Origin of the sequence: Pedobacter jeongneungensis (genome assembly GCF_000633455.1) — a bacterium.
Lineage (GTDB): Bacteria > Bacteroidota > Bacteroidia > Sphingobacteriales > Sphingobacteriaceae > Pedobacter > Pedobacter jeongneungensis_A.
On the sequence record NZ_AYMG01000042.1, the window covers coordinates 37,259 to 57,189 of the forward strand.

A 19,931-nucleotide genomic window follows, 5' to 3' on the forward strand; every position below is an offset into this window, starting at 1 on the left:
CTGTCGTTCCTCCTCGTAATGACGACTTTTCTCTTCAGTCCCTAACTTCTATTAACTTAAGCGTTCAATCCACCATCAATGGTTAAAAACGAACCGGTAATGTATTTAGCTTCATCACTTGCTATAAAATTTACAAAAGCTGCGATATCCTCTACCGTACCATATTCCGGCAATGCCATACGTGTTCTTAAGAAATCTGCCAAAGGTGCATCTGCCGGGTTCATATCCGTATTGGTTGGTCCAGGCTGAACCAGGTTTACTGTTATCTTACGCGCACCCAGGTCGCGGGCCAAACCACGGGTAAAACCTTGGAGTGCCGATTTGCTCATGGTATATAAGGTGGTTTCAGGTCCAACAGCGTTATCGCCCATATTACTACCGATAGTAATAATCCGGCCACCTTCTGGCATGCCTTTTACCGCAGCCAAAGCCGCTACAAAAACCGCTTGAACGTTAATAGCCATAATGTTGTTATAATCTTCAAGCGTATGCTCTTCGAAAGCCTTACCGATGTAGATCCCAGCGTTGTTGATCAGGATATCAATACGGCCAAAATCGGCAATGGTTTTGGCTACTGCTGCGGTTACTTCAGCAGGTACGGCACTATTGGCTTTTAAAGCAAGGGCTGCACCGCCAGCTGCTTCAACATCGGCTACAACTGCCTGCGCCTTTTCGGGCGAACTGGCATAAGTAAATACAACTTTTGCACCTTCGGCAGCCAGTTTTTTCACAATTGCGGCACCTATACCCCTGCTTCCTCCGGTTACCAGGGCTATTTTATCTGTTAATTTTTTCATCTGATTTCTAAATTTTCTGCTAAATTAAAACAGATGCTGTACATTTGGGAGTAAGCAACAAATTGTTAGGTACTAACAAAAAAGTTAGAAATGAGAAAAGAAACATCAACCAATGCATTGAACGAAAAAAAGATGATCGACAGTTGTGGCATGTCGTCGTCACTTGCGGTAATTGGCGGAAGATGGAAGCCCGCCATATTGTGCCGCCTATCTTACGGCACCATGCGCTATGGTGAACTTAAAAAGGATATTGAAGGAATATCGGAACGCATGCTGGTAGCACAATTAAGAGAATTGGAGAAAGACCAGATCATTACCCGCATGGTTTTCCCTGAAGTACCGCCGAGGGTAGAATATCAGTTAACCGATTTGGGCCGCACCATGAAAACCATGCTCAGCACCATGTCTGATTGGGGGAACATGTATCGTAATCACATCAACCAAAGCCAGAAAGAACTGGCTGAAACAACTATCGATTAGCTCATTTAATTGATGACCGGGCTAATATAAAATATTGCATTTTACTACCTTTAACAACGGCTTTCAAATAAATACCTGGCTTTGATGGCTTAATTATACCTATGAACAGAGATCAAACAGACTTTTTGCAGGGCGGTGGAGAAATGGGCAGCCTGATTAGGGCATATAACTGGGAGAGCAGTCCCTTAGGAAATCCTGACCAATGGGATTCGGCATTAAAGTCGATGGTGAGCATGATGCTTAGTACGCATTTCCCTATCCTGATCTGCTGGGGAACTGAATATATACAGCTTTATAATGATGCTTTCAGACCGATAAACGGCACAAACAAACATCCACAGGCTTTAGGTGGAAGCGCAAAAGATACATATGCCGAAATATGGGATACCATTGGGCCTATGTTTAAAAAAGTAAGAAAGGGCGAAACTTATGGCTTTCCCAACTTTATTGTTCCCTTAAACCGCAACGGTTATATTGAGCAGTGTTACTTCGATTTTTCTTATAGCCCTATCAAAAGCAGTAAGGGTATTGCAGAAGGTATTCTGGTAATCTGCAAAGAAACAACTGCACAGGTTAAAGCCATCAATAGCATTAGCGAGGCCAAAGCAGAGCTTGATTTCGCTATCGAAGCGGCCGAACTAGGCACCTGGGACCTCAATCCGCTTACCCGTAAATTTATTGGTAACGACAGGCTTAAATCGTGGTTTGGTTTAGATGCAGCTGCCGAAATCGACCTTTCTAAAGCTACTGATGTAATTGCCGATCATGACCGCCAAAAGGTGCTTGATGCCATTGCAAAGGCAATGGATTACGACTCAGGAGGGCACTATTCTATAGAGTACCATATCATTAACCCTAAAGATGATCAATCCAGGCTGGTAAGGGCCAAAGGAAAAGCCCTTTTTAACGAAAACAGACAGGTTACCCGCTTTAGTGGCACTTTACAGGATATTACCGGAGAACACAATGCATTATCGGAAGTAAAGGATAGTAACCACCGCTTGGAACTTGCCCTCGAACAGGCGCGCCTCTCAAAAATGGCGGCCAAAATGGGCACATTTGATATGGACCTCAAACTAGGTACTTTAGAATGGGATGAACGCTGCCGCATACTTTTTGGCATTAGCCACCACAATACTGTTTCTTACGAACACGATTTCTTGCGGGGTCTTTATCCAGATGACCGTGAACGGGTTATTGAGTGTATCAAAGACGTATATAACAAAGCAAAAACCAATGGCGATTATGATATCGAATACCGTACGGTAGGCGCAGAAGATGGCCAGATCAGATGGGTAAAAGCGCAGGGAAAGGCCTATTTTGATGCCGAAGCCAAACCGATCCGTTTTATCGGTTCGGTATTGGATATTACGGAGCAAAAACATGATGAGCTGAGGAAAAATGATTTTATCGGCATGGTGAGTCACGAGCTTAAAACCCCACTTACCTCGCTTAAAGCCTACATGCAACTCCTACCGCTTAAAATACAGGATATTGGGGTAGCCAAAACGATCATCACCAAGGTAGAAAGCCAGATCAGGAAAATGTCTACACTTATTAATGGTTTTCTGGATGTTTCGCGTTTAGAATCCGGTAAAATTTCGCTTGAGATGAGCCATTTTGTCCTCTCCGATCTGATTGATGAAATGATCGCAGATTTTGAAATGTTAATGGCCACCCATCAGATCATTCACCATCCCTGCACAGCTTTTGAAGTTAAGGCGGATAGGGATAAACTGGGCTCGGTAATTACCAACCTCATCGGCAATGCCATTAAATACTCGCCATCAGGGAGTAAAATTGAAATCCGTTGTGCAAAAGAGGGCAATATGGCAACTGTAAGTATCAAAGATGAAGGGATAGGGATAAAAAAGGAAGATACTCAAAGGCTTTTTGAACGCTTTTTCAGGGCCGATAACAGGAATACCAAAACCATTTCGGGCTTTGGCATAGGCCTCTATCTCAGCGCCGAAATTGTAAAAAGACACCACGGTACCATCGAGGTAAATAGTAGCCTGAATGAGGGTTCTACATTTATTTTTTCTGTTCCGTTAGGATGACAAAAATAAATAATGTTTCATTTGATTTGGAAAGCAGGAACAGTAGTTCTTTTTAATGTTAGTCCTGCTTTTCATTATAAGCCCGTTCCTGTAAATCGGCATGCCTCGCTTGCGGGCTTTCATTTAAATCAGGTTGTAAATTAAGGTCTATGCTGCTATTAGGGGTTACCTGGCATGGTGTGATTAAATCTTCAATCTGCACAATGCAACCCTAAATAGTACCACTTACTCTGCCATCTAAACCCGATCAAAGTGAGATGCCACCGATTTTTTCTAAATCGGGGAGCAGAAACGGGAGCGGGGGCTCCAATTCACTAAAAGCTTCTGTTATTGATTTTCAAAAAAAAGCAACAGAAACTAAAGGATACATTTCCTTCGGTTTGGAAAGCAGGAACAGTAGTTCTTTTTAATGTTAGTCCTGCTTTGCGCTTGTAGTCCCGATTAAAAAAATCGGGAGCTACCACTGCAATCAGGTTTAAGTAGTTAGGTTTCTGCTGCTATTGAATAGCATAATGCCCAATAATAATTTCTTCTACATTTTGCAACCGTGCCACCTAAAACTGCTCAAAGCGGGACTGCAATCTCCTAAAAGCTTCTGTTATTGATTTCCCAAAAAAAGCATAAAAACTAAAGCTTAAAGTAGTTCTGTCTATGGTTTTTGGCTACAACATCAACTGATTTGGCTAAATCAATCTTCTGCACTCCCCCGATATTTGCTTCATCAAAAAGTTAAATTATTGTTTAAATAAAAATTCAATCATGCGTGTATTTGTAACAGGAGCCACAGGTTTTGTAGGTTCCGCAATCGTTAAAGAATTAATCAATGCTGGCCATCAGGTTTTAGGTTTAGCCCGCTCAGATGCCTCAGCCAATGCGTTAATTGCGGCTGGCGCGGAGGTACATCGCGGCGACCTTACCGATTTAAATAGCCTGCGCAGTGGAGCAGCGGCTACTGATGGCGTAATCCATACGGGTTTTATCCACGATTTTACCCGTTATAAAGAAATGTGCGAGGTTGATAAACTTGCCATCGAAGCTATTGGAGCGGAGTTGGCTGGTTCCAACCGTCCTTTTATTGTAACTTCAGGTACCGCTTTAGTAAGTCCGGGGAAATTGGCTACCGAAGCTATTATTCCCGCTCCAGGCGCCTCGGTCCACCCCCGTGTATCAGAACAAACTGCCGACGCTGTTGCAACGCTTGGGGTGCGTTCGGCCGTGGTACGTTTATCGCCATCAGTGCATGATGAAGGAGATTATGGTTTTGTGCCTATGCTGATAAACATTGCCCGCGAAAAAGGCATTTCGGCCTACATCGGCGAAGGCCTTAACTGCTGGACAGCGGTACACCGTTTAGATGCAGCCGTACTTTACAGGCTGGCTTTAGAAAATGCGACACCACGCGCCAGGTATCATGGTGTGGCCGAAGAAGCGATTACCTTTAAAACCATTGCTGAAACCATTGGCAAACAGCTTAATATTCCAGTGGTATCAGTACCCGCAGCAGAGGCAGCTGAACATTTTGGATGGCTTAGCGGTTTTGCCTGCATAGATTGTCCGGCATCGAATAAAATTACCCGCGAAAGTTTAAACTGGCAGCCAACTCAGATAAATTTGATTGCAGATATGGAAAAAGGACATTATTTTAAATAAGATATAAAATGTAAGGATGATGGAGTAAGTCCGAAAAGTCGGAGGTCGGAGGTTAGAAGATAAGGTGGTAAGATAAAGAGTATTAATTTTTTACTCGGCCACCCGCTCTGTGACCTCTGCGCCTTTCTCTTCGCGTGCTCTATGGTTAAAACTCATCATTTTCTTACCACCGCAGCAGTAACCATCAGCTGACCTACGTGGCGCATGGTATGTTCTGCAGCATGGAAGAGCAGGCCAATAACTGTTGAAGGAAGTTTGGCGCGACCGATGCCCCTAAAATCAGACAGTGTGTTTATATCTGTATTTTTTAATTGTTGTAAAGCAAAATCTACCTGGCGATTAAAACGACCTACCAGATCGGCTACAGCATATCCTTCAGCACTATCGGAGCCTTCTTCTGCCAGTTGTGAAAACTGAAATTCGGATAATCCTTCAGCCCTGGCATAAGTAAATACCCGATCGAGTACTCCACTTAAATGCTGAAGGTGAAAACCTGTAGATGCCATGCCTGCAGGGCGTTCCCAAAGTAGTGCTATCGGAAATTCATGCATGTATTCATTAATTTCTTCCCGAGCCTGTAAAAGTGCATGAGCCACTGGTTGTAACAACGGATCAACATCAGGTATTGGTCCTCTTTGCCAAACTTCCAATTTTTGCGACATATTCGAATTGCCGATAAATTAAAGATAAGCAATCGTTACAATCACCACCCAGATCAGGCTAAATACACCGCCAAAATAAACCATGGGCATATTCTGCTTAAGGTTTTTCTTTACAAAAGCGGCATAAATAATCCAGCTAAAAAAGACAATAAAATATAGTGGAACTGCAAATAACAACATAGTATTAGAGATTGGTAATCAAATATAATTAAATAGTCCGAAAAGTCAGAAGTCAGAGGTCCGAAGATAAGGTGCAAATAGCCATGCGACTAATACGAACTATGCTCCCAGCTCTGTGCCCTTTGCGCCTTTCTCTTTGTGCGCTCTGTGGTTAAAAATGGAAGAAGTCCGAAAAGTCAGAAGTCGGAGGTCCGAAGATAAGGTGCAAATAGCCATGCGACTAATACAAACTATGCTCCCAGCTCTGTGCGCTTTGCGCCTTTCTCTTTGTGCGCTCTGTGGTTAAAATGGAAGAAAGTCCAAAAGTCAGAAGTCGGAGGTCCGAAGATAAGGTGCAAATAGCCATGCGACTAATACAAACTATGCTCCCTGCGCTCTGTGGTTAAAAATGGAAGAAGTCCGAAAAGTCAGAGGTCGGAGGTCCGAAGATAAGGCAAATAGCCATGCGACTAATACAAACTATGCTCCCAGCTCTGTTCTCTCTGCGCCTTTCTCTTTGTGCGCTCTGTGGTTAAAATGGAAGAAGTCCGAAAAGTCAGAGGTCGGAGGTCCGAAGATAAGGTGCAATAGGCAAGCGCTTATAATAATTGCTATGCTCCCAGCTCTGTGCCCTTTGCGCCTTTCTCTTTGTGCGCTCTGTGGTTAAAATGGAAGAAGTCCGAAAAGTCAGAGGTCGGAGGTCCGAAGATAAGGTGCAATAGGCAAGCGCTTATAATAATTGCTATGCTCCCAGCTCTGTGCACTCTGCGCCTTCTCTTTGTGCGCTCTGTGGTTAAAAATGGAAGAAGTCCGAAAAGTCAGAGGTCGGAGGTCCGAAGATAAGGTGCAAATAGCCACGCGGCTAATACAAACTATGCTCCCAGCTCTGTGCGTTTTGCGCCTTTCTCTTTGTGCGCTCTGTGGTTAAAAATGGAAGAAGTCCGAAAAGTCAGAGGTCGGAGGTCCGAAGATAAGGTGAAAATAGCCATGCAACTAATACAAACTATGCTTTCCAGCTCTGTGCCCTTTGCGCCTTTCTCTTTGTGCGCTCTGTGGTTAAAAATGGAAGAAAGTCCAAAAGTCAGAGGTCGGAGATCCGAAGATAAGGTGCAAATAGCCATGCGACTAATACAAACTATGCTCCCAGCTCTGTGCCCTTTGCGCCCTTCTCTCTGTGCGCTCTGTGGTTAGATCACACACTACAACGAAACTGTAACACCCAAATTCCAGCCCAGCCATCCTTGTGCGCCATTGCTAAAATTATGATGCTGCTTTGGTGCCAGTTCCTTTTTATAATGATTGGCTGGGCTAAACAACCTTTTTATATAATAATTATAAGCCGGTCCCGCAAAAATGCTAAGCCGAGGCAAGGCTTTTACCTGGAGCAGGCTCTGCAATCTGTATAGTTTATTTGCGTCTTCAAAAGAACCTAAATATATCGATTGGATGGTTCCTTCTGCTGCAATAGCGAAACGTGTATTCAATATAAAATCATGACCAAGGCCTAAACCATAAGTAAATACCTGAGCATTCTCTGAAAAGTTTTTACCTGCAATTAACAAGGTGTATAACTTAGCATTCCCTGTTTTGAAGGCAATATTGGTATTGGCTACCTCGTTGGTATAAACACTTATTTTGCGGTAGCCATTATTAGATAGATTAATTAAACCGATACTCACTCCAGATGATGAATCGGCCAGGTTGATCAACCCAAACTGAAAACCATCCATCTTTTTGGCATAATTAATCAATCCTGAGATTTGCATGCCTTTTAAATGGCTTGCACTTTTATTAAATACTCCTGCCACCTGTACCCCGCTAATGTTTTTACCGGTGTTGATCAAACCTGCTACCTGTACGCCTTTCACATCCTTACCAGCAATATTACCCATCCCGGCCAATTGAACACCCCTTACGTTTTCTGTTACCCGATTTAAAAGACCTGCCGCCTGTAAACCATCCATATTCCTGTTTACATCATTATAAATGCCCGAAAATTGCGTGCCTTTTACCGATCCACCCACTACATTGAAGCCACCTGCCGCCTGAAACTTTTTGATATCACCTTTGGTTAAGTTAAATACACTGGCAAATTCCACACCGTCGGTTCCGGCAGTATAACCTCCAACGATATTTAAAGATACTTTGTTTACGACGCTCGAACTCATGCTCCCATGTGAACTTAAACCGGGTATAAACGAAACTTGAAAAGGAGTTTGTGCAAAAAAATCGGGGATATTCAGGTTCTGGATCCTTTGTTTTGAAGAGAGCAAAAAGCGCCAGATACCCCTACCCCCAAAAGTATTTGAGAAAAAAGCACCCCGTTCTTTATCCGGATCCTCATATTTTCCAGGTTTTATATTTACATCAGCCAAAAAAACCAATGAAGTATCCCGGTAGGTTTCTTTACTTGCCGTTAAAATTACGCTAATGTGCTCGCCCCTAAAGCGCAATGTAAAATATCCATTGTTATCGGTAAGTGCCGCCTGAAGCAACCGTTTTTCATAAACACTGGCTTGCTTAACCTTAGCGCCCGTTCGGGTATCGATCACATAACCGCTTATGGCATATTCATTGTCTCCGTTTGCAATGTGCTCGGCCTCAATAGTCAGGTGGTTTACTGCATAACGCAGTATAATGTATTCCGCATTTTCTTTATAATCTACCTTGCCTTCGAAAATCTGATCTAAAACTTCCCGGACCGGAACATTTTTCACATTCAGGCTTACCAGACTATCCTGCCGAAATAAAACACCATTGTAAGAAAAATAGAATCCACCTGCCTTGCTTATCAGCTGCAAAACATTGCTCACACGCTCCTTCCTAACGTTTAAGGTTATACTTTTTGATAAATTCCGCCGATAATCTACTGTACTAACCTGAGCCGCACAGAAACCTGAAATAAAGAGTAGTAAAATAACCAGTTGTGTCTTCATTAATCTTTATAAGACAGCAAAATGTTGTTGCTGTTACGCGATAATTTTAAATTTAAGGTTTCGCAGATAATCTGTAAATTTTCGTTAACAGAGCCCCATTTTAACGTAGTGCTGATCGTTAATCCCTTAACTTTTTCGTCTAAAATGATGTTGGTATCATAAGCTTCGTTTAAAGTTTTAACCAATTTTGATAGGGCAATATTGTTGGCCTGGAACAGGTTGGTACGATAATAATTATACAACTGATCGGTACTTTGTTCTTTTACCAGTTTATCGGTATTACCTGTGATGAGGATTTTCTCGCCTTTATAAAGCCTGATTTCTTCATTGGCGATCCGCACTTTTACAATGCCTGTTTCTACATTTACCTCAGTATCCTTTTTATGGTGCCTGATGTTAAACGAAGTACCCACTACTTCTACACTTATCTGGTCGATATCGATGATAAAGGGATGGGTTTTATCTTTGGCCACTTCAAAAAATACATCGCCTTCTTCCATTTTCAGCTTTCTGTTATTTTTAAAATTACCCGCATAGCTAATCTTGCTGTGCTTATTTAGGATCAGCTCCGATCCATCTGGCAAGTTTTCGGTACGCACCTCGTTACGGGCAATCAGTTCGGTGTAATGTCCGGTTGAGTATAAATTGTACAGCAGCCAGCCACCAACTGCAATAAACAATACCGCAGCCACCCTTAACCAAATTGCCCTGGTTTTCAGGGTTTTTATGCTATCAACCTGTAAATTTTCCCTTCTCGCTTTAAAACTTTCCCACGCCTTCTCCTCATCCCTTTTATTTTCATTTTTCAGGGTGTTGCTTAGCTGCCAGATGGTTTCTAACTGTATAAAATATTTTTGATTGGCTTCATCAGCATTTAGCCAGTTTCTTACCTGTTCGTTTTCTTCCTCAGTACTTTCTTTTAGAAGAAATTTGATCAATAATTCATCACTCATGCGCTTTCTTCTTCTAATTAAAAAAATCTTTATAATGCCACAATCCAAGCAAAACAAACACGAGGAAATCAGCGAGTTTCAACCTCAATATTTTTAACGCCTTACCCATCTGGTTTTCTACGGTTTTAATGGATAGGCCCAACTGATCGGCAATTTCACGGTATTTCAGCTCATCGAACCTACTCATCTGGAAAATGGTACGGCATTGCTCCGGCAGTTGGTTCAAGGCTTCCCTTAAATGCTTTTGCAACTCTTTAAGTTCTACTTTTGCAGCTGCGGGCTCATGTTCGGTATTCATGGTGTGTACGGTAAATTCCTGGTATTTGCTTTTGGTTTTTTCCTGCTTAAGGTAATTGATGCTATCATTATAAACACATTTATAGAGGTAGGCTTTAACAGATTGTATTTGCAGGCTTTCCCTTTTTTCCCAAAACTTTAAAAACATCCCCTGTACAATTTCTTCTGCAACATCCTCATCTTTTAAAATTACCTGGGCATAGGCATGCAGGGCATTATAATGCGTTTTGAACAACTGCTCAAATGATGTTTCATCATTATACTGATGTCTGTTTCCGGAAGCTACTGCTGTTAATTCCACTCGTTTAATTGTAGTCAAATATAATGATTGATTGAGAGAAGGACTGAGTTTTGATTGAGAGAATGATTGAATGAGAGGATACATCATTCACTAATTCATTCATTTTCTCATTCAATCATTTCTTTAAAAACTAATTGCCAAACCGCCTGTATAACCAAAGAACATGCCGTGCAGGGTGTTATCTTTTCTATCCCAGGTTTTTACATAATGTTTTTGTAAGGTTTTACCCTCTTCAGTATCGGTTGATATGAAATTAAATGACGGACCTGCGAATATTTCCAAATGAGGGCCTATCCTTAACGAAGGCATTAACTGGAAGGTGGATTTAAAATAATTGCCACGTTTAAAGTTTTGTAAAGTGCCCGAGGTAAGCTCAGCATTTAGCCTGAAATGTTCTGATTGGAAAAAATGTGCCCCTAAACCTGCTTCGAAGGCATAAACTTCATCTTTATTTTTAAAGTTGTAACCGGCACCGATAATGCCATACAATACTTTACCGCCCGAACGGAAAGTGGCCATAGTGGTTAAGTTCTGGTTTGTGGTTAAAGCAATGCTCTTTTCGCCATTTTTTACGATGTTGATGATTCCAATAGGGTAATCGCTGCTATCTGCCACGTTAATAAAGCCTGAAAGCTGAATGCCCTTAACCTTTTTTGCAATATTGATAAACCCTGCAATTTGCGATCCCTTTACATTTGCAGCTTTGTTCATAAAACCACTGAGCTGTAATGCAGAAACATTTTTACCACTCCAGTTTAAAAAACCGGATACCTGCGTACCGCTGTTTTCTTTCGCAATATTGGTAAAACCGGCTATTGCAACTCCGTTTCCACTTCCATAAGTATTGATAAAACCCGCAAGTTGTGCTCCTTGTGCTTTGCCGCCAATATGGTTAGAAAAGCCTGCAAACTGCGCACCCCTTGCATCTTTACGTACAATATTAGATATTCCGGCAAATGAAAGTCCTTTTTCTGCAGCCGAAACGCCGGCCAGCAGATTAAAAGAAAATACATTGGTATCGAGCAGGGCATGTGTTCCGTTTGTACTTATAGGATATACGATACCAATATTTACTTTATCCTTTCTGGCTTCCTGTGCAAAACCATTTAAACCCGTGCCTAAAAATATTGCCAGGCCCAATAAGGTTGCCTGCAACGCTTTTTTTAAGTTGATATGGGCATTTAAGCCCTCTTTAATGTTTGTTAAAGATGTGTTCATTTCTTTCTAATTTTAAACTGAGACAGCGAAGTATGGACTTACCCCTACGCAGGAAGAAAAAATATTTTTTAGATGGAAGATGGAATAAGTCCGAAAGTCGGAAGACCGAAGTCTGATGATAAGGTGGCATAAGCACAAACAATTATTCTGTTACTACACGCCTAGCCCGGTACCCTCTGTACGCTCTGTGGTTAAAAAAACATAGAAAATATAAGTGAAGTTCGAAAGTCGGGAGAACGAAGTCTGGTGATAAGCGTAGGTAGAAGCCGTCACTCTTGCTATATTTTCAACTCTATGCCCCCTGCTCCTGTCTACAATTATAAAATTCAAAACCCTCTTATTTTTAATTGATCTAAATAGCTATATTTGCAACCAATCATCAAATTAGTATTTGGAAGCTACAGGTCATCCTTTCTCGGGCGGGTTAATTAAAATCGACAAACAATCGTTCGAAATGGCCTATGAGTTATATTGGGAAAAGGTATTTGCGGTTTGCTATAACAATATCAAAGAGGTTGAGCCTGCGAAAGGCATGGTTCAGGAGATTTTTAAATCGCTCTGGGAACGCCGGGCCGAACTTGAAATTGAAAAAATTGAACATTACCTCATCAGGTCAGCTAAATTCAAAACCTTCGAATACATCCGCAACAAGGTAAACCGGCAAAAACACAATGAGTTTCAGGTAATGGATTGTTCGATATCAAGCAACTGCACCGAAGAACAGGTACTTTTTAATAATTTAAAAGAAAAAGTAAACCTCCTGGTTGATACTTTGCCCTGCCAGTGCAAAAGGGTTTACAAAATGAGCCGCGAACAGGGAATGAGCAATAAAGAAATTGCCAATATGCTATATATTTCAGAACGTGCCGTAGAATACCACATTACCAAAGCCATGAGCAAGCTTAAAGTGGGTTTGGCCAATTATTAAATTTTTATTGTTAACACTTACGGAAAACCGGTGTTTAAGCTACTTCTATTTAAAAGCAATAATTTATTAAGTTTGCAGGTAGGGCATTCTTGTTAGCACCAATTTATCCAAAATGAACATCAGTAACGAACTTTTAGAAAAATACCATTTAAATACCTGTACTGCCGAAGAGCGCAGAATGGTAGAAGAATGGTTATTCAATACTGATGTTGGTGATCTGGATACCACAATCCTTACCCAGGATAAAAATAGCATTAAGCAAGAAATTTGGCAGGAAATTGAAACAGTTTTACCACAGGCAGTTAAGCCATTACCCAAAAGAAGCAATGCTTACCTGATGTGGAAAGGAGCCATTGCTGCTGCTGTACTCATCACTATAGCCGGTACAATTGTTTATTTCGTATTTGCCAGTAAGCCTGTGGCACAAGCTGATTATTTAGCGCTAAATAATCCTTCTGCACTGCATGTAAAATATATTGATGCCACCGGATATGATGTAGCCCTCGGTCCAAATACCACGGCCAAAATAAATAACATTGATGGCATGATTGATTTGACAGGGAGTATCATGATTTCACCAAAGAAAGATATCAGCCTCGTTTTCGAAGGAACAGATAAGAAAGTAACCTTGTTAAAAGGCCAAACCTATATTATCCTTAAAAATAAAACGGGTGTTAAAAGTATCATCGTAATCAGCGAAAGGAATTTAATGGATTTGCCCCCGGTAATGCAGAAACAGCTTTCTACCCAGTTTGATATTTAACCGCTCCACCCTGCCATGAACTTCAATAGTATCATTAAATTTTCCATCATTGCAATTTTTGCATTTTGCTTTTTTGGCTGCAAGGAAAGAAAATCTGCAAATCAAAAAGATGCTAAATACAGTTTGTATATCCTGGCCAAAGATGGAAAGGAATACCTGCTAACCAGCAATACATTGGATAGTGGCGAATTGAAACCGGAAATATCAGGCGTATACTTAGATCCAAAGGATATGGATAGGGATGTTTTTGTAAAAGACGGCTTCTTTTATCACCTTAACCGCAAAAGCAACCGTTTCTCTAAATTTAAACTGGAAAACGGAAAATTGATCACAGCTGGTTTTGTAGACATTAAAGATTTTAGCATCGAAAATTTTAACTGGATCGGTAAAGATAGTTTATTGCTAACCGGATTAAATCTTTCGGGTTATAATCATAGCAAATACGGTTTCATCAATACCACTAAAATGGAAACCATAACACAGGGTGATATGGAAATTCCCGCACCATCAGGTAAATACACAACACTTTCTATCGGTTTTGTAGAAAAAAAAGGTAATACACTCCTGGTTGGTTATACCTATCACCTGGCGCAGGGTGTTTCTAATTATTTAACCAGCGATACGTTATATGTTTCGGAGCTCAGTTACCCGCAAATGAAACTGATCGGCACGCAAAAAGATACCCGCTCTACTTATCCGGGCGGAATCAACACCATTCAATCTTATAATTTTAAAGATGAAAAAGGTGATTATTACTTTCAATCGTGCCCGGGCATTGCCTTAGGTAATCACCCTGATCTGCCAACCGGTATATTTAAGATTGAAGCAGGTGAAAAAAAGATCGATCCGAAATATTTTTTTAACATTTCTGCCTCAAAAATACAGAACCATGCTTATGGAATGTGGTATTTAGGCGGTAATAAAGCCATCATCCGTTCAGAGAGAAAAGATTTGTTTAAAGGCCTGGGCGATCATTACAGTACCGCACATTTTGAATTTTATGTGCTCGATCTGCTATCACAATCGGTTACCAAACTTAATCTCCCCTTAGATAAAGGAACAAGAAGAGAATGTGTAATTGTTGAGGGCAATACCGCTTATATTTCTGTTAATTCTACCAGAGAAGGCAATTACATCTGGCTGTATAATATTAAAACAGGCGCACTAAAAAAAGGACTTCAGCTTGGTGGAGATACCGATTTCATTATGCGGATAGATAGGTTGAAGGATTAAGGCTATTTTTAACCGCAAATAGAAGGATGCAAAACTGGGTCTTCGATTAAGCGACCATTCACATAGTCCAGTTGTATTGTCGTCATTCCCGCGCAGGCGGGAATCTTAAAGCGCTTGCATTACGATTCCTCGCAACCTATTATTCGCCAAAAAAACCTGTCATTTATATTAATTTTCATAAAACAAATTAAACATCAGCCTGACAATAACTAAATATTGATCTGCGGTTTCTTCTTGGATCTGCGGGAACCCCTATTCCATTTTATCGCTTACATTTTCCATCACTAAAGATTCTTCACTACGTGATGTCAAAAGGATTGAATCAAATCCGTGTAAATCTGTGCCTCCGTGGCAATCTATTTTTAACCAAACAGGTCTTCAACTACGCTCAGACTGACAATAACTAAATATTAATCTGCGGTTTCTTCTTAGATCTGCGGGAACCCCTATTCCATTTTACCTTTTCCATTTTCCATCACTAAAGATTCTTCACTACGTGATGTCAAAAGGATTGAATCAAATCCGTGTAAATCTGTGCCTCTGTGGCAATCTATTTTTAACCAAACAGGTTTTCAACTACGCTCAGACTGACAATAACTAAATATTAATCTGCAGTTTCTTCTTGGATCTGCGGGAACCCCTATTCCATTTTACCTTTTCCATTTTCCATCCCCCTTTTTATTTTATTTTTTTTCATTTCCACCTTCGGGAAAATGAAAGTTGTGCTACTCCCTTATAAATGCACAATATTAAAATAATGTATCGATTAAATTTTTTACTCTTTTTACTGGTCCTTTCCACAACAGTTTTCGCACAGCAAAACACCGAAATAAATGGTTATGTAACAGATAGTACAACAGCCATAAGTGGTGCATCAATTTCTTTAAAGGGTACAAAGGTGGGCGCAACCACAGATGCAAACGGATTTTTTAAAATATCTGCTATCAAACCTGGACGTTATACCATCGTGGTATCTTTTGTCGGTTATCAAAAAGCCAGTCAGGAAATTACATTAACTACCACAAAGCCCCTGACTTTAAAAATTGCACTTAAACCCGATTACAGCAACTTAGAGAATGTAGAAGTAAAAGGCAGAACTGCTGTAACAGAACTTAAACAATCAGGATTCACCGTAAACGTGATCGATCTGAAGGCGTTTCAGAATACCAGTGCAGATCTTAACCAAATCCTAAACAAGAGTACAGGTGTTAAAGTAAGAGAACAGGGCGGCTTAGGATCTGATTTCAATTTTACATTGAATGGCTTATCAGGTCGCCAGATCCGTTTTTTTATAGACGGTATACCGATGGAATCTTTTGGAAGTTCGATAGGGTTAAACAATATTCCGGTGAATCTTGCTGAACGTATTGAGGTTTATAAAGGCGTAGTTCCGGTAGAGCTCGGAGCCGATGCGCTGGGAGGTGCCGTAAACATCGTTACCAATCAGTCTGTATCAAAATATCTTGATGCCAGTGTAAGTTATGGCTCATTCAATACCTTAAGGGCTGCCCTTTCGGGTAAATATAAAGATAAAAAAACAGGCCTGACATTTACGTTTAATGGCTTTCATAATTCATCAGATAATGATTATCTGATGAGAAGTAATCCAAAGTATGATGCTGCGATTAAAGTGGTTGAAAACAACGAACTCGTGGAAAAAGATGTTAAGCGGTTCCACAGCGCTTATCGCTCCACTATGGGGCAAGTGGGTATTGGTGTTGCCAATAAATCATGGGCCGACCAGTTTGAGGTAAACTTCCTTTATTCGGACATGTACAAAGAAATACAAACCGGAGCAAACCAAAATAAGGTTATAGGAGAGGTAACAAACCGCGAAAGATTTTTTATGCCTTCCATCAGATACAAAAAAAGCAATTTTTTAACAAACGGTTTAACCGCAACTTTTTTTGCTTCAACCTCAATCAATAGATCTACTGTACCTGATACGGCAAATTATGTATACTCATGGAGTGGAAGAGGAAGAGCCGAACCCATTTCCGGAGAACTTTATGGTGTAAAAAGCATTTACCACTATCGAAATACCGCTGGTTTGGCCAGGGCAAATTTTAGCTATGAAATCAATGCCAATAACAGCTTAAATCTGAATTATAACTACAGCCACTTCGCCAGGCAGGCAACTGAAGATTTAGGAATAGTAAAAACAAATACTTTTGATGAACCGAACACCATAGCCAAACAAGTTGTGGGACTTGCTTATCAAAATAATGCCATCAATAAACAGTTAACTACGTCCGTATTTGGTAAGTTTTATGCCATGAATGCGCTGGTCCGCAATGCAGTTTTTTCGCAAAACCAAACTTATATTAAAACCGATTCAGAAATTTCCAATAACTATTTCGGATATGGTATCGCGAGCAGATACCGAATGAGCAACAATGCAGGTGTAAAGTTATCTTACGAACATGCTTATCGCTTGCAGGAAGGGGATGAATTATTCGGAAATGGAATAGATGTCACATCCAATATCAATCTTAAGCCCGAAAGCAGTGATAATATCAATTTTGGAGCATATTATAACTTCCAGATTAATGAAAAACATCATGTAGGTATTGAAGGCTCTTATTTCTATCGAAACGCAAAAGATTTTATTTACTTTATTCCGAGTGGTGGCATTTATTCCGTTTACGATAACCTCGCAGGAGCAAAAATTAATGGCGTAGAGCTTGAGGTGAGGTATCGTTATTCAACATTATTGAACTTTAGTGTAAACGGCACTTATCAAAAGGCCATAAGCCAACAGTTTTACGAACCAAATACTACCGTGCCGGATATGACTTATGGCGACAGGGTACCAAACCAGCCCTGGTTATATGCTAACGCAAATCTCGAAATCGGCCAAAATGATATTTGGGCACCTGGAACACGTTTACAGCTTAGTCTTTCGAGCCAATTTGTAAACTGGTTTTACCTAAACTGGGAAAGCCGGGGTAGTATTGAATCCAAAAATCAGATTCCAACCCAGTTTTCTCACAATGTGGCACTTGCCTACAGTATGGCAAATGGCCGGTATAACATCTCTGCGGAGGTAAATAACTTTACTAATGAGCTGCTATATGACAATTTCAGGTTACAAAAACCCGGACGTTCAGCTTTTATCAAACTTCGATACTTCATTAAATAAATCTTCAATCATGCTTACAACACGTAAAAAACAATCTTTATTATCTTTTGTCGCGATCGCGATAATTGCTTTTTCATCATGCAAGAAAAGTTCGTCGCCAACAGAGGAACCTATCGAAAAAAATTACGGACTAGTGGTGCGTGCGGGAACACCGGCAGCAACCTATATCTTAAATACCACACAACTTGGTTCAGGAACATTAACTACTGCAGGTAACGGTGCTGAAACGACTACCAGTATCATTACTCAACGCGGCGAATATTTTTATGGAACAAATGATGCCGGAAACCTGATTAAATTTACTTCAAGTAACAAGGTTAATACGATCATAAAAGAAATCCCATTTACGCAGATCAGCTGGGCCTATTATTCAAGTTTTTATGCATGGAAAGATGATAAAACCTTAGTGTTATTTAGCATGAAAGAAGCATTGCAGTTCGAATATGCTACACTAAATGTAGAAACAATGACCATCACGGCTTCAGGGAACATTAATATTCCAAAACCAATTACCGGATATTATTATTGGGGAAATTCTGCAGTGTTTCAGGGCAATAAACTTTACATCAGTTATAACCTTACCAATGAGAATACCAATCTTCCGTTAAACGAAGTTTACCTGGCCTCAATGGATTTTCCAAATGTAAGTGCAGTTACCATTACCAAGGATACCCGTTTTAATCAACCGGCACATTATACCCTAAATTCGCCGGGAACATTTATCGATGGTAACTATGCTTATTTTATAAATGCGCCTACAATCTGGATTGCAGGAGAAACAGGTGGTTCATTTTCAATTTATCGTGTAGCAAATGGCGCAACAGTAATTGATCCAAATTATCAATACGAACTCACAGATAGGACAAAAGAAGAGGCAACCGATTTATTTTATGTCGGAAACGGAAAAGCAATTGTTAAGATTTTTGATAAATCACAAATTTCTACCTGGCAAGACTATAGTGGAAAATACATTGCTGACTACTATTTAATCGATGTAGTGAATAAAACAAAAACAAAACTTAATATTCCTAAAAGTACTCCAAATGCTTATTCAGCAAACGTATTAATAGATGGTGATGTAGCTTATATTGGTGTATTAACTACCGAAGGTTATTACGTTTACACTTATAACTTAAGCTCAGGAGTTGTTGCCAAAGGCACTAAACTAGACGGTGTAAGTGGATTAAGCAAGTTGGTTAAATTTAAATAGTCAGTTTATCATGATTATTAAACCACTCAAAAAATTAAATGCATGGCTTCACCTCTGGCTTGGTTTAGCCTCAGGCATTGTAGTCGTTATCCTGGGAATTACAGGTTGCATATTGGTTTTTGAGCAGGAAATAAAAAGTTTAAGCTCTCCCTGGTTGTTTGCCGAAAAGCCGGCCGGGGGAGCTATACTCCCACCCTCTAAAATTTACCGATCAGTTAAAAACCAGTTGCCCGGTAAAGAAATTCATTCTGTTTGGTACCACGGCGAAAACAGATCGGCAGCGGTTACCATCAATTCGGACTCTACTGTTTATGTAAATCCATATACGGCAAAAGTAATTGCAATGGTACATCATGAGGATTTTTTTGAATTTATAGACGATGGTCACCGGAGGCTCTGGTTACCAGATAAAATCGGCAAACAGGTAATCGGCTGGTCTACCTTTATATTCTTCATTTTATTAATCACCGGACTAATCTTGTGGTGGCCAAAAAAATGGAATAAAACCGGGAAAGATCAAAGTTTTAAAATAAAGTGGAAGGCCCGTTTTAAAAGGGTTAATTACGACCTGCACAATGTACTGGGTTTTTACTCCCTGCTTTTTGCATTAATAATGGCCATAACTGGCCTGATTATGAGTTTTAGCTGGTTTAACAAAGGTATTTATTGGTTAACAGGCGGTGTTGGTAACCCGCGTAAGCAACAAACCGAAGTTTTTAATGCAGCACCCAATACCATGCTCCAGCAGGTAGATCTGGTTTGGCTAAAGGTTCAGAATACAATTGCACTTTATAATAAAGATCAGATTATCGTCTCTTTCCCTGATGAGGCTAACGAAGCGATTTATGCCTGTACAGATATGATAAATGGATATTGGAGAGATTTATATTTTAACCCTGCCACCCTTCAGCTCACGCAATCGGCCGGAAAACCATTATCGCAACTTGCCTTTGCCGATCAGGTAAGGAAGTTAAATTATAGCCTGCACGTAGGTGCGTTTGCCGGTTTATCAAGCAAGGTTGTTTTCTTCTTTGCCAGCTTAATCTGTGCCAGTTTACCCATTACCGGATTTTACATCTGGTGGGGCAAAAAGAAGAAAAAACCTAAGCGTAAAAACATTCTCAACCCCTTAAAAGCTTAAT

General features: G+C 40.4%; 16 protein-coding genes. 9 read left to right on the plus strand and 7 right to left on the minus strand.

Features of this window, described 5'->3' with window-relative positions:
- Window positions 1-56: 56 nt before the first annotated feature.
- A complete protein-coding gene (locus U859_RS0129585; protein ID WP_025146822.1) occupies window positions 57-797 on the minus strand; it encodes an SDR family NAD(P)-dependent oxidoreductase in 741 nt (246 codons plus the stop codon).
- Between the two features lie 90 nt (window positions 798-887).
- On the opposite strand from U859_RS0129585, the gene U859_RS0129590 reads away from it, so the two are divergent.
- From U859_RS0129590 to U859_RS0129610, 3 genes are all read left to right on the plus strand, one after another.
- Window positions 888-1,277 carry a winged helix-turn-helix transcriptional regulator gene (locus U859_RS0129590; protein WP_025146823.1) on the plus strand — a complete coding sequence of 130 codons (390 nt, stop codon included), beginning with the start codon at window positions 888-890 and terminating at the stop codon, window positions 1,275-1,277.
- 101 nt (window positions 1,278-1,378) lie between these two features.
- The gene (locus tag U859_RS31440; protein ID WP_025146824.1) at window positions 1,379-3,337 is read left to right on the plus strand and encodes an ATP-binding protein; all 1,959 of its coding nucleotides are present in this window, start codon (window positions 1,379-1,381) and stop codon (window positions 3,335-3,337) included.
- Between the two features lie 759 nt (window positions 3,338-4,096).
- The gene (locus U859_RS0129610; RefSeq protein WP_025146825.1) at window positions 4,097-4,987 is read left to right on the plus strand and encodes an SDR family oxidoreductase; all 891 of its coding nucleotides are present in this window, start codon (window positions 4,097-4,099) and stop codon (window positions 4,985-4,987) included.
- Window positions 4,988-5,142: 155 nt separating this feature from the next.
- Here the strand turns inward: U859_RS0129610 and U859_RS0129615 are convergent, their stop codons facing one another.
- The 6 genes from U859_RS0129615 to U859_RS0129645 all read right to left on the minus strand — a co-directional run bounded on the left by U859_RS0129615 (window position 5,143) and on the right by U859_RS0129645 (window position 11,513).
- On the minus strand, window positions 5,143-5,649 hold the full coding sequence (locus tag U859_RS0129615) for a DinB family protein (protein WP_025146826.1): 507 nt from the start codon (window positions 5,647-5,649) through the stop codon (window positions 5,143-5,145).
- 18 nt (window positions 5,650-5,667) lie between these two features.
- On the minus strand, window positions 5,668-5,829 hold the full coding sequence (locus U859_RS32135) for a hypothetical protein (RefSeq protein WP_162800092.1): 162 nt from the start codon (window positions 5,827-5,829) through the stop codon (window positions 5,668-5,670).
- A gap of 1,178 nt (window positions 5,830-7,007) precedes the next feature.
- Window positions 7,008-8,744, minus strand: coding sequence for an STN and carboxypeptidase regulatory-like domain-containing protein (locus U859_RS0129630; RefSeq protein WP_025146828.1), 1,737 nt, complete (start codon window positions 8,742-8,744; stop codon window positions 7,008-7,010).
- Window positions 8,744-9,697, minus strand: a complete 954-nt coding sequence (locus U859_RS0129635) for a FecR family protein (RefSeq protein ID WP_025146829.1) — start codon at window positions 9,695-9,697, stop codon at window positions 8,744-8,746. The genes U859_RS0129630 and U859_RS0129635 overlap by 1 nt, the downstream gene beginning before the upstream one ends.
- A gap of 13 nt (window positions 9,698-9,710) precedes the next feature.
- On the minus strand, window positions 9,711-10,295 hold the full coding sequence (locus U859_RS0129640) for an RNA polymerase sigma-70 factor (protein WP_025146830.1): 585 nt from the start codon (window positions 10,293-10,295) through the stop codon (window positions 9,711-9,713).
- A gap of 123 nt (window positions 10,296-10,418) precedes the next feature.
- Window positions 10,419-11,513, minus strand: a complete 1,095-nt coding sequence (locus U859_RS0129645; RefSeq protein ID WP_025146831.1) for a hypothetical protein — start codon at window positions 11,511-11,513, stop codon at window positions 10,419-10,421.
- 391 nt (window positions 11,514-11,904) lie between these two features.
- Between U859_RS0129645 and U859_RS0129650 the strand changes: the two genes are divergently transcribed.
- From U859_RS0129650 to U859_RS0129675, 6 genes are all read left to right on the plus strand, one after another.
- On the plus strand, window positions 11,905-12,441 hold the full coding sequence (locus tag U859_RS0129650) for a sigma-70 family RNA polymerase sigma factor (RefSeq protein WP_025146832.1): 537 nt from the start codon (window positions 11,905-11,907) through the stop codon (window positions 12,439-12,441).
- Between the two features lie 112 nt (window positions 12,442-12,553).
- A complete protein-coding gene (locus tag U859_RS0129655; protein ID WP_025146833.1) occupies window positions 12,554-13,204 on the plus strand; it encodes a hypothetical protein in 651 nt (216 codons plus the stop codon).
- Window positions 13,205-13,219: 15 nt separating this feature from the next.
- Window positions 13,220-14,437, plus strand: coding sequence for a DUF4374 domain-containing protein (locus tag U859_RS0129660; RefSeq protein WP_025146834.1), 1,218 nt, complete (start codon window positions 13,220-13,222; stop codon window positions 14,435-14,437).
- A 757-nt stretch (window positions 14,438-15,194) separates the two neighbouring features.
- Window positions 15,195-17,579 carry a TonB-dependent receptor gene (locus U859_RS0129665; protein WP_029986297.1) on the plus strand — a complete coding sequence of 795 codons (2,385 nt, stop codon included), beginning with the start codon at window positions 15,195-15,197 and terminating at the stop codon, window positions 17,577-17,579.
- 10 nt (window positions 17,580-17,589) lie between these two features.
- Complete coding sequence (locus tag U859_RS0129670; RefSeq protein WP_162800093.1) at window positions 17,590-18,789, plus strand: hypothetical protein; 1,200 nt, start codon at window positions 17,590-17,592, stop codon at window positions 18,787-18,789.
- 10 nt (window positions 18,790-18,799) lie between these two features.
- Window positions 18,800-19,930, plus strand: a complete 1,131-nt coding sequence (locus U859_RS0129675) for a PepSY-associated TM helix domain-containing protein (RefSeq protein WP_037505971.1) — start codon at window positions 18,800-18,802, stop codon at window positions 19,928-19,930.
- Window position 19,931 lies beyond the last annotated feature (1 nt).

What these genes read in the sequence shown, in the direction of transcription:
- U859_RS0129585 (WP_025146822.1), bottom strand. Translation starts at nt 797, where the DNA reads ATGAAAAAATTAACAGATAAAATAGCCCTGGTAACCGGAGGAAGCAGG.
- U859_RS0129590 (WP_025146823.1), top strand. Translation starts at nt 888, where the DNA reads ATGAGAAAAGAAACATCAACCAATGCATTGAACGAAAAAAAGATGATC.
- U859_RS31440 (WP_025146824.1), top strand. Translation starts at nt 1,379, where the DNA reads ATGAACAGAGATCAAACAGACTTTTTGCAGGGCGGTGGAGAAATGGGC.
- U859_RS0129610 (WP_025146825.1), top strand. Translation starts at nt 4,097, where the DNA reads ATGCGTGTATTTGTAACAGGAGCCACAGGTTTTGTAGGTTCCGCAATC.
- U859_RS0129615 (WP_025146826.1), bottom strand. Translation starts at nt 5,649, where the DNA reads ATGTCGCAAAAATTGGAAGTTTGGCAAAGAGGACCAATACCTGATGTT.
- U859_RS32135 (WP_162800092.1), bottom strand. Translation starts at nt 5,829, where the DNA reads ATGTTGTTATTTGCAGTTCCACTATATTTTATTGTCTTTTTTAGCTGG.
- U859_RS0129630 (WP_025146828.1), bottom strand. Translation starts at nt 8,744, where the DNA reads ATGAAGACACAACTGGTTATTTTACTACTCTTTATTTCAGGTTTCTGT.
- U859_RS0129635 (WP_025146829.1), bottom strand. Translation starts at nt 9,697, where the DNA reads ATGAGTGATGAATTATTGATCAAATTTCTTCTAAAAGAAAGTACTGAG.
- U859_RS0129645 (WP_025146831.1), bottom strand. Translation starts at nt 11,513, where the DNA reads ATGAACACATCTTTAACAAACATTAAAGAGGGCTTAAATGCCCATATC.
- U859_RS0129655 (WP_025146833.1), top strand. Translation starts at nt 12,554, where the DNA reads ATGAACATCAGTAACGAACTTTTAGAAAAATACCATTTAAATACCTGT.
- U859_RS0129660 (WP_025146834.1), top strand. Translation starts at nt 13,220, where the DNA reads ATGAACTTCAATAGTATCATTAAATTTTCCATCATTGCAATTTTTGCA.
- U859_RS0129665 (WP_029986297.1), top strand. Translation starts at nt 15,195, where the DNA reads ATGTATCGATTAAATTTTTTACTCTTTTTACTGGTCCTTTCCACAACA.
- U859_RS0129670 (WP_162800093.1), top strand. Translation starts at nt 17,590, where the DNA reads ATGCTTACAACACGTAAAAAACAATCTTTATTATCTTTTGTCGCGATC.
- U859_RS0129675 (WP_037505971.1), top strand. Translation starts at nt 18,800, where the DNA reads ATGATTATTAAACCACTCAAAAAATTAAATGCATGGCTTCACCTCTGG.